Source organism: Gordonia sp. DT101 (assembly GCF_049844895.1).
Lineage (GTDB): Bacteria > Actinomycetota > Actinomycetes > Mycobacteriales > Mycobacteriaceae > Gordonia.
Genome location: NZ_JBNCLX010000004.1, coordinates 135,853 through 149,161, shown reverse-complemented (window position 1 = coordinate 149,161; position 13,309 = coordinate 135,853). Strand labels below are relative to the sequence as shown.

Genomic DNA, 13,309 nt, shown 5'->3' with positions numbered 1-13,309 from the left:
CCCACCGTGTCACAGGGAGCAGGGAATGCCGCCGTAGGCGCCCAGGTCACAGATGGAGCGATTGGACAGCTTCCATTGCCCGCCCTGCCATACCCAGTAGAGCGGCATACGCGCGGGTTGCCAACCGGGAGAACGGAGTTCGAGAGTCGCTTTCATGGTGTTGCCGGTGACCGTCACGGGGCCGGTGATGCGGTAGGTCATACCCAACGGACGGAACCGCTGCAGGAGCGCCACGATGGGCTGCGCCTGGCGGACCGCCTTGGAGCCCCCCTCGAGGCCTTGGGCCTTACGAGCCGTCGAGCCGGTGCCGATCAGGGTGTCGAGATCGTTCTGCAACTGCGCCGGGCTCTTCGCCGGATGTGCAGACTGCTGCTGGGCCGGGGCCTGGGCAGCGGGCGCCTGCGGAACGGCCTGCGGTGCCGTGCCCGGCACCATCCCGCCTCCTGACGCACCTCCCCCGGCCGGGAGATCGGCGCTGCTGCCCTCGCCTGCGGGAGCCCCTGCCGCACCCGGGGCGGCTCCCGGCACCGCGGCCGGAGGATTCGCGGCGGACCCCTGCGGTGCCGCTGCCTGCGGAGCAGCGCTCTGCGCCGAGCCGAGGTTGACGACTGTCGGCTGGGCGCCACCGGCCGCGTCGCCGTTGCGGCCGATGTCCGATACCAGCAGCCCCACCACGCCGATCGTCACGACCACGGCGGAGATGATCGCGGAGATGCCACCTGCCATCATCACGGTCGGCCAGTTGACCCCGCTGCCGCCGCTGCCGTCACCATCGCCGCTGTCGGCGGCGGCACCTGCGGTGTCGTCGAGATCGGCGCCGTCAGCTGCCGAATATGCCTGCGGGCCGATGGGCCCGGTATCGGTGTTGTCATAACCTGTCGGCATCTGCGTGTGCGTTCCCGTTGATTCGTAGTCGGTCGCCATGAGACCACTTCCCCTTATTAGGCTGATTAGCCTGACCTTACTTGACTGACTGTGCGGCGCACTCATCCGATGAGATCGACAACCTCGTGCAACGACGCACCACCGAGAATTGCCTCCACAGGCAGGTCCTGGCCGAGGGCGGTCTTGACGCGTTTGCGGAAGTCGAGAGCCTGGAGTGAATCGAGTCCGAGCGCGACCAGAGGCATATCCGGATCGACGTCGGCATCCTGGGCCTGCAGACCCATCGTGACGGCGAGCTCGGCACGGAGCAGGTCCGCAACCGACTCTCCGCCGGCCGGCCGCGACACCGGTTCGGCGGCATCGACTCCTCGGGAGGGCATCGAATCGCTCGGCTCATCGACGACAGTGGCCTCGACCGGCGGATGCTCGGTCGCGGTCGGGCCGACGACGTCGGTGGACAGATCCGGCAGATCGGCGAGCACCGGCTGATATCCGAACAGCCCGAGCAGGTCGCGCAACTCGGTCCAGTCGGCCGACAGCACGATGCTGTCGCCGGTCAGATCGGTCAACCCGGCCGTCATGGCCGCAACGGGGGCCATCGGTACCACCCCGGCGCCCTCCACCGCGGCGACCCCGTCCGCATCGAGCGGGCCCTGCACGCGCCAGAGTCCCCACTCGATCGACGTGGCAGCGACGCCCTTGTCGCGAAGCTGCCCTGCCGCGATCCCGAGCATGCGGTTCGCCAGGGCGTACAGGGCCTGGTCCCGACCGCCGAGTGAGGCTGCCAGCGACGAGCACACCACCACGGATACGCCGTCGGCGACCGGAAGTGCCCGCACCACGTTGCGTAGCCCGGCGACCTTTGCGCCGATCGAGTCCGTGACGGCGGTTCGGGTGATCTTGTCGATCGACGTCGAGACGTAATTGAGCGCGGCGTGGAGCAGAAGTGTCACCGGCTCGGCGAGCGTCCCGGCCAGACGCTCCACGTCTGCCTCGTCGGTGACATCGCAGGACACGACGTCGATCACCGTGTCGACTCGACGTCGCAGAGCCGCGATTCGCCGTGCGGCCTCGGTAGATCCGCCCGTTCGGCTCACCAGCGTGATCCGGCCTGCCCCGGCGGTCGCGTAGTGTTCGCAGAACTCGAGGCCGAGTTTTCCCGTACCACCGGTGATCAAGACATGGTCGAGCTTCGGCTGGGGCCCTCGTGCGACCGAATCCGTGGTGGCCCAGCGCTTCACATGAACCGATCCGTCCCTGATCGCGAGCTCGGGCTCGCCGGCGATGTGGAGTGCGGCGACAACCTCGTCGGCGGCCGCCGCACCGTCGGACGACTCCAGGTCGAGGTGACGGAACCGCGTCGAGGGATGCTCCGCCGCTGCGCACCGCAGCGCCGCCGTGATCGATCCGTGCACGTGGTCGGGGGTGGGATCGGATTCGGTGACCTGTTCACCACCCACGGTGACCCACCAGAATTGTTCGGGCAGCGTCTCGAGTCCGGCCCGCCACCGCGCGTCGGCGAGCACGTCCGCCAGCAGCTCCGGCGCGGCGTCCGGCGAACTCCCGGCGCTTCCGATCAGCAGCACCGCGGTGTCGACGTCGCCGGCCGGTATCGGATCGTCGTCAGGGCCGACCACGGTCACCACCGCTCCGTGGCCGGGCGCCGCCGCTCGGATCGCGGCCGCCGGCCCGGCACCTCGACCGGTCGGGTCTAGAACGGCAATCTTCCTGGGTGGCAATATCTTTCGCCGGGACAGTGGAGACCAGCCACTGACGATTCGGTGCACTGATCGACCTGCACGCCGCGCCGCCCACTCCGGCGAGTTGATCGGATCCGCGAGCCCGGACTCCCGATCTGCCCAGAGGTGGGTGCGACGCATGACCGTGTTGGGGAAGTCCTCGAGCGGCTCACCCGGGATCGGGCTCCGGGACTCGGCCATCAGTGCATCCCAACGGAATCCGGAGTCGGCGACGGCCAGCGTCGCGACATTGCGGGTGAACTCCTCGAGACCGTCGGCATCGCGTCGCGAGGTCCCGATCACCGGCCGTGCCGCGAGACCGCCGTCGTCGACGTCCGACAGGGTTTCGCCCATCGCCAGCAGCAGGGTCGGATGTTCGGACATCTCGATGAAGAAGTCGGCCCGGTGTTCGACAACGGCGCCGGCAACGGCCTTGTCGAATCGGACACGGTTGCGCAGATTCCAGAACCAGTAGTCCCCCAGCGCCATCGACTCGTCGACCGCAGCGCCGAGGGTCGCTCCGATGCACGGCAGATCGCCGGGCAGCATGACGGAGTTCTCCAGGTATGTACCGAGGGCGTCGAGGAAGGCCGGCTGATATTCGCTCACGATGCTGGTGTGGGCGGGATATCCGACGCGGATCTCTTTCGCGAACTTGCCTTGCGCACTGAGCGAATCCACCATCTCGAGGACGGTGTCGCGCTTGCCCGAGACGCACAGGATGTGCGCGGAGTTGACCACCGACAGTTGCGCCCACCCCGAGTGCCGGGCGAGCATGTCCTCACATTCGTCGATGTCGATCCCGACCACCGCCATCGTGTGCCCGCGCGGTGCGACATCGTGCACCAGGCGAGCGCGAATGGTCACGATGGTCAGGGCATCCGACAAGGTCATCACGCCGCTCCGCACCGCGGCGGCTATCTCTCCCTGACTGTGCCCGACCGTCAGAGACGGTGTGGCGCCCGCCGCATCCCACATCGCGGTCAGCCCGACCATCTGCATGAACAAGGCCGGCTGAATGACCCGGACGTCGCTTGCCGACGGATCGCCGGGATCGATGACGCCCAGAACGTAGTCCCTGGGGGACGATCCGAACAGCCGCATCGACTGCTCGTGACACGCGTCGACGGCCTGTCGGAACGGGGCCGACAGGTCGTACGGGTCCCGTCCCATCCCTGGGCGCTGGCTGCCCTGTCCGGGAAAGGTGTAGGCGACCCGGCGCGCGGTCGCCGGTCCGCTACCGCGGACCACCGCGGGGTGGGCGCGACCGTCGACCAAGGCCTCGAGCGCGTCGACGAGGCCGGCTCGGTCGTCGGCGAGGACGAGCGCCCGGTGACGCCGCGCCGGCCGCGTCCGCATCAGGTGGGAGCCGACGGCGCCGACGGAGACCGATGGGTGGCCCCGCACGAAGGCGAGCAGGGCGGCCGCCTCGTCGGAGACCAGATCCGCGACGTCCGACGAGACGAGAACCGGAACGCGGCCGTCCGGGAGCCGAGGCCCAGCCGGCTCAGGTGACGGGGTGCGGTTGTCAGACATGATCGATCTCTCTGTCGGTCGCGGGCATCGCGACGATGGCGTGCGCGTTGGTGCCGGCCACCCCGAAGCTGGACACGGCCGCCAGCCTCCTGCCCGCGCGCGCCGGCCACTCCGCGCATTCGGCCGACAACCGCAGGCCACCACGGTCCCAGTCGACCTTGTCGGTGGGATCGTCGGCGAACAGACTCGGCACGGTCATCCCATGGCGACCGCAGAGCAACACCTTGATCAGACCCATCATCCCGGCAGCCGCCTGGGCATGTCCGGCATTCGATTTCACCGAACCGAGCAGGACAGGTTCCTGCGCCGACCGCGCCGCGCCATAGGTGTTCTGCAAGGCCTGCAACTCCATCGGGTCGCCGAGCGGCGTACCCGTCCCATGCCCTTCCACCACATCGATGTCGGCCGGGCACACACCCGCGGCCGCGATCGTGCGTTCAACGAGTCGCTGCTGGGCCTCGGCACTGGGCACCACGATCGGGGCACCCCGCCCGTTGTGATTGACCCGCGTCGCCAGCACCGTTCCCAGGATCCGGTGACCCAGCCGGCGCGCACGGCCCTCCGTCTCGACCACGACGGCTCCCGCACCCTCGCCCCAGAGGGTGCCGGTGGCCGAGGCGCTGTACGAGCGGCAGTGGCCGTCGGCGGCGAGGCCGTTGTTCTTGGCGAACTCGAAGAAGGCGGCGGGCGAGCCCATCACGCAGACCCCACCGGCGATCGCCCAGGAACACTCACCGTTCCGGATGGCGTTCGCGGCCAGGTGCAGCGCGGTGAGCGACGACGCGCACGCGGTGTCCACGGTCATCGACGGACCCACCACGCCGAGTGCGTGCGAGATGCGGCCGGCAACCGCCCCCAGCGCGGTGCCCGCGATCCGATGCCCGGAGAACTCGTTGACGGCGGCGGCCCGCGGGCCGTACTCGGCCATCGAGGCCCCCATGTACACGCCGACCTCCTCGTCCTCGAGAGCGGTCGGGTTGATGCCGGCATTCTCGACGGCACGCCAGCCCACCCGCATCGCCACGCGCTGCTGCGGGTCCATCGCGATCGACTCGCGAGGGCTGATCCCGAAGAACATCGGGTCGAATTCGGCGGCGCCACGGAGGAATCCACCCGCATCGGCGACGTCGCCCCACCCGTCGATCGATCCGAGGGCCAGGACTTGATCGACCGGCCAGTCCCGGTCCCGGGGGAACGGTTCGATGAGCTCGACACCGTCGGCGAGCGCGACGAAATAGTCCGCGGTTGTCTCGATCCCCCCGGGGGCCTCGACCGCCATTCCGGCGATGACGATGGGCTCCGGCGACGACATCATCGGCGTCCGCTCACCGCGGGCTCGGTCAGTACGTCGAGGATTCCCGGACCGTTCTCATGCAGATAGAAGTGTCCGCCGTCGAACACGCTGACCTCGACGTCATCAGCATGGGCCGACCACGTGTGCAGATCGTGCGGTTTGATCACCGGATCGTCGGCTCCACCGATCACACCGATCGGCGCGGCGATCCGGTCCTCCGCGCTCGCCCGATACGCGTCGAACGCCTGGTAGTCGGCACGCAGCACCGGCAGGGCCATCCGCATCACGGCGTCGCTGCCCATCACGCCGTCGCCGGTGCCCTCCAATACCGAGAGGTGTGCCATCAGACCCTCGTCATCGGTCGGATGCGGAGGCAGGTCGGCGACCCGGCTCGGTGCGGTTGCCGCGGACACCACCAGTCGCCCGATCGGCGTCGAGCCCCCTTCGGCGAAACGGACGAACTCGAAGCCCACCAGCGCACCCATGCTGTGGCCGAACACCGTCAGCGGCACGTCGGGCAGATCGGCGCGATCCGAGTACTCGGCATAGGCCTCGGCCGCCAGATCGTGCAGCGCGGTCGCGGCCGGCTCACGCATCCGGTCCTGCCGTCCGGGGTACTGCATGATCAGCACCGTGAACTCCCGGCTGAACAGCTCGGACAGCGGTCGGTACGCCGATGCGCCACTTCCCGCGTGGCCGAACACGAGCAACGGCGGCGATCCGGGCCGCAACGGTTGATGAAACTGGCGCAGCGCGCCGAGGGCGGGTCGGGACCGGGTGTTCTGATTGACTGTCATCTCATCATTTCCACTGGGGTACTGAGCGTAGGCTAGCCTGTGCTCGAAAGTCTGCACGAGGTCGAATGGAGCACCGATGACGAACACCGCCGACACCCGATCCGGTGCCCCGTACACGATCGGGCGTGAGATCACCGATGTCACTGCGGAAGTCGACGCCGCGGGCCCTCCGGTGGTCCCGGATCCGACAGGTCGATTCACACTGCGGCCGGTCGATCCCGACGGCGGCGACCCGGCACTCCTCGTCTCGTGGTTCGCCCGTCCGCATCTCGTCGAGACCTGGGAACAGGAATGGTCGGCGGAGCGCTGGCGCGCCGACTCCGCGTATCGACTGGCCGGCGATTACTCGCGACCGCTGATCGTGTCGCTCGACGGCACCGAGATCGGATACATCGAACTCTACCGACCGGCGCGCGACGAGATCGCCACCCTGTACCCGGCCGATCCGCATGACATGGGCCTCCACGTCGCCACCGCGGAACCCGGGCTCACCGGACGCGGCGTGATGTCGGCGTGGATGGCCGAGCTGGCGGGCGCCCTGTTCCGCGCCGATATTCGTTGCCGCCGAGTCGTTCTCGAACCGGATGCGCGAAACGAGCGGATGCGGCGCGCGTTGACCAAGCATGGCTGGACCGACCTCGGCGAGTTCGATGTGCGGCCGGACCGAAGGATCGCGCTGCACGTGCTCGGGCGCACCGCGGCCGACGTGCCGAAGATCTGATCTCGACCCGCCGCCCGCACGGAGCTGCCCGCCACCCATCAGCGGGCCTCGTCGACACGAGATTCGCGCACACCGCGCCCCTGCCGGACAGCAAGGCGAAGAATGCGATTCGACACCTCACCGAGGCAGCTGAGATTCGGGAATCCCGGCCCCTGGGCGAAGCCGGCAAGGTTCGGCAGATAGAGCTTGGGTGTCAGCCCGGTCACCGCCAGGTCGTGTCCGATCGACGACTCGATGCGTTCCAGCGTCGGAGGCCAGCCCAGTGTCAGCTCCAGGATGTCGGCGGCATCCTCGGTGAAGAGGTCGAGGAACCAGAGCGGCTGACCACCGGTCGCGTCCACCACGAGATCGAAGGAGTGGGTCTGCGCCGGCCGCCCGGGATTGTGCAGTGTCACCGCGATCAGGTCGTCAGCGCGCCGCGCCCCTACCACGCGACCCTGGAGGTGGTGAACCCTGTTGTCCCCGAGCAGATTCTCCTGCACCGTGACCGAGAAGACCCCTCGGTCCGTGCGCCGGATCACGTCACGTCGCTCCTCCGGCGACAGACTCGCCCACCCGGTCGGATCGCTGAACATGGCGTTCTCGAAATAGCTCTCGCCGCGCGTGTAGATCGTCGCACCCGGCGAGATCACCGAGACGGTCATCACCTCATGGCGCACGAGTTCGTCGAGTGCGGAGCCTGCGGTCTCACCGCCGCCGATCACCGCCGCACGTGACGCGACCGGCAATCCTCTACGCGACACCAGATCCCAGAACGCCGACACCGAGAGCACCCGCTCGTCGTCGATCATCGCGCTACCGCTCGATCCGGGACCGGTCACCATCAGACCGTCCCCGACGATCTCGATCGGGTGGCCGTCGGCCCCGACGACATCGAGACTCCACTGGTCCTCGTCGGCCGAGATCGACCGCACGGTTCCGATGGTGACTTCCAGTTCGATGCGGGTGGCCACCCATTGCAGGTAGCGGGCCCATACGTTGTGGTGAGGGTTCGGACGTCCACGGTCCACCCACTCGGCGTAGGTCTGATGTTCCACCAGGAACGACATCCAGCTGTAATCCAGCATCCGCCTGCTGATCTCGGCATTCATCGCGCCATCTCCGCGACCGGCCACCGCGGAGCGATACGGGAAACCGATGTCCTTCTCCGGGCTGGTACCGAGCCGGTGCCGCCCGTCGGTCCATCCCCCGATGGACTGCCAGTTGGCACCGACGGCATGGGCTTCGACCACATGCACACGCGGTGCCGGCAGGCCCAGGTCACGCATCACCTTCGCCTTGGCCGCGACCGCCAGCGCCTTGGGACCCGCGCCGATGATGATCATCGTCTCCGGTTGCCGGACGCTCATCGGCGGGTCTCCGTCAGTTCGTCGGCGAGTGTCGCCGCGTCGACGGCGTCGTCGTCCATCTCGACCACTTCCAGGTACAGGGCGGCGACCTGTTCGAGTCGCCCAGGCCGTTCGTCGGATTCGTCGATGCGGCGAGCGAGTTCGCGGACCGACCGGGCCGTGAAGATGTCGACGACCCCGACGTGCGGCGCATCCAGCCATTCCCGCACGCGGGCGACGACCGTCGTGGCCAGCACCGAATCACCACCGATCGCGAAGAAGTCATCCGTGACGCCGACCCGCTCCCGGTCGACCGACAGCGTCTCGGCCACGATTCCGAGCAGCGCCTTCTCCAGATCATCTGCGGGAGAGATGCTTTCGGACACGACATCGCCACCGTCGAGCAGGGCGCCGATCACCTTGCGGTCGAGTTTCCCGTTCTCGGTGAGGGGGAGCGCGTCGACGATCTCGATTCGCGACGGGATCATGTATGTCGGCAGCAGGTTGTGCAGTTCCGACTCGATCGTCGATGGTGTCGCCGCAGCATCGTCGACGACGATCGCGGCAACGAGGTTGCGCAGGCCGCCCGAGCCGTTGACGACCGTCGCGATGGCGTGGCGGACACCGTCCACCGATCGCAGCGCTCCCTCGACCTCACCGAGTTCCACCCGGAAGCCACGGACCTTCACCTGATGGTCGGCGCGTCCGAGGAATTCGAGTGTGCCGTCCGGCCAGTACCGGGCGAGGTCACCGGTGCGATACCACCGCTGCCCCTCACGCTCGATGAAGCGGTCTGCGGTGCGTCCCGGATCGTTCCGGTAGCCGCGGGCCACACCCGCGCCACCGACCCAGAGTTCGCCGGTGACCCAGTCCGGGCAGTCGCGATCCGACGAATCGACCACGCGGCACTCGACGTTGCGCAGCGGAGTCCCGAACGGAACCGATGTCCAGTGCGCCGGCGGATCGGTCACCTCGCACACGGTGCCGTGGATGGCGATCTCGGTCGCCCCGCCGAGTCCGGCGAATCGCGCCTCGGGCGCCAGCGCATGCAGCCGACGCGGCAGATCGACGCCCACCCAGTCGCCACCCAGAAGCGTCGCACGCACGGAATCCCCGAGTCCGTCCACCTCCGTCTCGGCCACGGTCAGCAACATGTCCAGTGCACTGGGGACGCAGGTGAGGATCGACGCCCGATGCACACGGAGGAGTTCCAGCCAGGCCGCCGGGTCCCGCGCGGCATCGGCATCCACGACGACCACAGCGCCGCCTGCGCTGAAGAGTCCGAAGATGTCGTATACCGAGATGTCGAACTCGAGGGCGGCGACGGTGAGAGACCGGTCGTCCGGACCCACCGAGAACCGGTCGTTGATGTCATCGATCGTGTTCATGGCGGCTCGGTGCGGCACCTCGACGCCCTTCGGCGTGCCGGTGGACCCCGAGGTGAACAGGATGTAGGCCACCGACTCCGGATCGGGCCGGACGGCCTCGGCAAACGGCGTGCCGTGGCGGCGCGCCTGGTCCAGGTCGATGCCGGCCACCCCGTCCGGTACGTCCTCGAGTGCCACAGCGCTGCCGACGAGAGCGCGGATCTCACCCGTCTCGAGGATCGTCGTCCGGCGGGCCGTGGGCTGGTCGTGTCCGATGGGAACCCAGACCGCCCCCGCCGCGAAGACGCCGAGCGTGGCGACCACCTGCTCCGGCCCCTTCGGGAGTTGCACACCGACCGCGTCTCCGGTCAGCACACCCGCGCCGCGCAGGGCACCGGCCACCGCAAGCGCCTCCCTTGCGAGTTCCCCGTACGAGAGGGACCCGTCACGCCAGACCAGGGCGGTTCGTTCCGGCTCATGGATCGATCGCGAGAAGAACTCCTCATGGAGCACCCAGCCGCTCGTCGCACCGGCGGTCCCGTTGACCCGTGCCCGGATTGCCCGCTGTTCGGTAGGCAGTTGCGGGGCCGACGTGGCCATCCATCCGGCGTCGCCGTCACCGAGCAGCTCGATGGCTGCGGTGTACTGCGCGAACATCGCCTCGACGACGCCGGGCGGAAACGCCGATTCCCTTACGTCCCAGTTGAGCAGCAGCCCTCCGCGCAGTTCTGTCACCTGCGCGTCGAGGGTGACCTGGGGCCCCTGCGACACGATCCAGGCGGGTTCCCCCAATCGCTCGAGGACGGCATCGGAGAACAGTTCGCCGAGGCCCAGTGCACTCGTATACACGACCGGCGCGATCACCTGTTCGCCACGCGTACGGCCCAGGTCTCGAAGTACCTCGAGCGCACCATAACTCGCGTGCGATCCGTTGGCGTGCATCGTCTTCTGCATCGCACGCGTGAGGTCGAGTACGGACTGGGCGTGGCGCACATCGACGTCGATCAGGACCGAGGAACTGAAATCACCCGACACCCGATCGATGTCTGGGTGGACCGGCTCGCGATGGAACAGTGGGACATTCAGGAGGAACCGGTCGTCACTCGACCACGCCCCGATGGTGGCCGCGAAGACCGCGGCCAACGCGATCGCCGGTGTCACACCACGTTGGTGCGCCGCGGCGAGCAGCGTGTCCTTCGCCTCCGGATCGACCCAGTGGTGGTGCCTGACCACCCGATGAGCATCGGCGGGCTCGCCGAAACCCTCACTCCTCGTGGGTAGTGCGGGACCCGAAGGCAGATCGGCCATCCGCTCGGCCCACCACAACTGGTCGCGAGCGCGGGCAGGATCGGGATGCGCCGCGCGGTGCTGCAGATAGTCGCGGTACGTGTAGTCCGGCACCCGTGGGGTCCCCCCGTCGTAGAGGGTGACCAGATCGGCCAGCAGCACACGGTAACTCATCGCGTCGGCGGCCAGCATGTCGATGTCGAGATGAACGCGGTGCCGGCCGTCCGGCAGGAGCGTGAGGGTGAGATCGACCACCTGCCCGGCCGCGACGTCGAGCATCTGGTGGCTCTTGGTCCGGCGCTCCGCCGCCAGCACGGCGTCGATCCCGCCGATGTCGGAGGTCCGGAGGTCGTTGACCTGCAGCAGGTCTCGCGACAACGAGGGGACGACCCGCTGGGTTCCGTCCGGCCGGAATTCCGCACGGAGCATCGGATGGAGCGCCACCAGCGCCCCCATCGCGGAGCGCAGTCGGTCGGCATCCAGCCCCGCACCGTCGAATTCGACGTAGAGGTGCGCGGCCACGCCGCCGAGATCCGCCACCTCGGTGCGCCCGATCCAATAGGCGTGCTGCATCGGGGCCAGGGCGAACGGCTCCAACTGTGTGGTGCCATCGGATGTCGAGAGGTCCGGGCCCACAACGATATCGGGGTCACTTTCCGAAGCAATTCCCGAAGATTCGGTCGCCGGGGCGGTCGCCGCGAGCATCGCCGCCCACGAATCCACGGTCGGTTCGGCCGCCAGCTGCGCGAAATTCAGTCGATGACCACGCTTGCGCCACCGCCCTGCGATTTTCATCATCCGGATCGAATCCAGCCCGAGTTCGATCAGATCGGTGTCGGACCGGATGTCCTCCGGTGCGATGTCGAGCGCTTCGGCGATCGCACTCGTGACCTCGTGACGATGGCTGCTCATGACCTGCATCTCCCCTCTGCATGCCGCCGGACCACGTAAGGAGCCACGCTCCCGAGCTTTTCGCACGTCTCCTCGAACTCGCGGTCGGGGTTCGACTGGCCGACGATGCCGGCACCGGCACGCAACCACGCGTGGTTCCCGACCGCGAAGATACTCCGCAGGGTCAGGGTTGCCTCGAGGTCACCTGCTGACGATGCCACCACCACGGCACCGGAGTAGAGCCCGCGGCGATCGGGTTCCAGTCGGTAGATGGCTTCCAGCGCATCGGATTTCGGAATTCCTGACGCCGTGATGGACGGGAACAGGACGGCCAGCGCACGCCACGGCCCGGCCTCCGGCGACAGCTCGCCGCGGACGGTGGAGGCCAGATGCTGGACGCTGCCGCGTTCGCGCACCACCATGAACTCGCTGACCACCGTGGTACCGGGCAGTGACACCGAGGCGATCTCCTCGAAGCACGCCTGGACCGACATCGCGTGCTCCGCGATCTCCTTCGCGTCGGCGAGGAGGTCGGCACGCGCGGCGGCGTCGAGCTCCGTCGACCGCCCGAACGCTCGTGTCCCGGCCAGCGGCTCGGTGATCACCGTGCCGTCGGGTTCGGTCGCCAGCACCAGTTCCGGGCTGAACCCCGCCGCGGACAACGACCCGAGATCGAGGAGGTACGACCGAGCCGGATTGTTGCCGGCCCGGCCCCGCGCGTAGGTCGCCGGGATGTCGACGTCGAACGGGACATCGACACGACGGGACATGATGACCTTTTGATAGTCGCCCCTGGTGATCTCGTCGATGGCCTGGGCCACGCGCCCCCGGTAGTCGTCGTGATCCACACCGACGTCGACATGCGTCGGCTCCGGCGGTGACGTGGCGGTCGCCGCGAGCTCCCGTAGGCGCTCCGCCCGCACGTCGTCGGCGGTGCCCGTGTCGATACCGGAGCCGTCCACGAACGCCTCGAACTCCGGCACCATCAGGTGCGCGAGGACGACGCCGTCGGTGACTCTGTCGACGAGCCCGTGGAACGGCGCGCAGTAGTCGAACCCGATCCAGCCGTAGACCCGCCACTCGTCGCCCGCCAGCGCATCCAGCGCTTCGGCCACGGTCGTCGACGGGTCCCCATGCCACGGGGTGGACACCCGGTGGCCGGCCTCGGTGACGATCACCTCGGTCGCGGTGACCACGATCCTGGCCGCCACCCCGGCAGCGAACGTCCACCGACGATCTCGCTCGTACACGACGTGTTCGCCGAACTCACCGGACGCAGCCCACGTCGCACAGATCCGGGCAGCGACCTCCGGGGACAACCGAGGGCGACGAGGCGCGCCGGCGGCGTGCGAGTCGACAGTCAACGACATGCGGACTTCCTTCGTGTGTCGAGATCCAGGGCAACGATCTTGGGCAATAACCTTAGGACAGCCTAAACTATGGCCCTGCGGTAGCCGCGAGCGG

The 13,309-nt window shown here is 68.4% G+C and carries 8 protein-coding genes; 1 reads left to right on the top strand and 7 read right to left on the bottom strand.

Annotated elements, in window-relative coordinates; genetic code table 11:
* Positions 1–9: 9 nt before the first annotated feature.
* From ACLQ3I_RS15500 to ACLQ3I_RS15485, 4 genes are all read right to left on the bottom strand, one after another.
* Positions 10–924 carry a hypothetical protein gene (locus ACLQ3I_RS15500; RefSeq protein ID WP_425803001.1) on the bottom strand — a complete coding sequence of 305 codons (915 nt, stop codon included), beginning with the start codon at positions 922–924 and terminating at the stop codon, positions 10–12.
* A gap of 62 nt (positions 925–986) precedes the next feature.
* Positions 987–4,160 (bottom strand): nocobactin polyketide synthase NbtC, encoded by a 3,174-nt coding sequence (gene nbtC, locus ACLQ3I_RS15495; RefSeq protein WP_425802999.1) that lies wholly within the window; start codon positions 4,158–4,160, stop codon positions 987–989.
* Complete coding sequence (locus ACLQ3I_RS15490; protein ID WP_425802996.1) at positions 4,153–5,475, bottom strand: polyketide synthase; 1,323 nt, start codon at positions 5,473–5,475, stop codon at positions 4,153–4,155. The genes nbtC and ACLQ3I_RS15490 overlap by 8 nt, the downstream gene beginning before the upstream one ends.
* Positions 5,472–6,251, bottom strand: a complete 780-nt coding sequence (locus tag ACLQ3I_RS15485) for a thioesterase II family protein (RefSeq protein ID WP_425802994.1) — start codon at positions 6,249–6,251, stop codon at positions 5,472–5,474. The genes ACLQ3I_RS15490 and ACLQ3I_RS15485 overlap by 4 nt, the downstream gene beginning before the upstream one ends.
* A 76-nt stretch (positions 6,252–6,327) precedes the next feature.
* Here ACLQ3I_RS15485 and ACLQ3I_RS15480 point away from each other — a divergent pair, with 76 nt between their 5' ends.
* Positions 6,328–6,972: a GNAT family N-acetyltransferase gene (locus ACLQ3I_RS15480; RefSeq protein ID WP_425790225.1), complete on the top strand. Its 645-nt coding sequence runs from the start codon at positions 6,328–6,330 to the stop codon at positions 6,970–6,972.
* Between the two features lie 38 nt (positions 6,973–7,010).
* Here the strand turns inward: ACLQ3I_RS15480 and ACLQ3I_RS15475 are convergent, their stop codons facing one another.
* From ACLQ3I_RS15475 to ACLQ3I_RS15465, 3 genes are read right to left on the bottom strand one after another with little or no spacing between them, the layout of a single operon-like run.
* Complete coding sequence (locus ACLQ3I_RS15475; RefSeq protein ID WP_425790227.1) at positions 7,011–8,321, bottom strand: SidA/IucD/PvdA family monooxygenase; 1,311 nt, start codon at positions 8,319–8,321, stop codon at positions 7,011–7,013.
* Positions 8,318–11,875: an amino acid adenylation domain-containing protein gene (locus tag ACLQ3I_RS15470; protein ID WP_425802992.1), complete on the bottom strand. Its 3,558-nt coding sequence runs from the start codon at positions 11,873–11,875 to the stop codon at positions 8,318–8,320. Before ACLQ3I_RS15470 ends, ACLQ3I_RS15475 begins: the two co-directional genes overlap by 4 nt.
* Entirely contained in the window at positions 11,863–13,215 is a 1,353-nt protein-coding gene (locus ACLQ3I_RS15465; protein WP_425802989.1) for a salicylate synthase, read from the bottom strand. Before ACLQ3I_RS15465 ends, ACLQ3I_RS15470 begins: the two co-directional genes overlap by 13 nt.
* Positions 13,216–13,309: the final 94 nt, after the last annotated feature.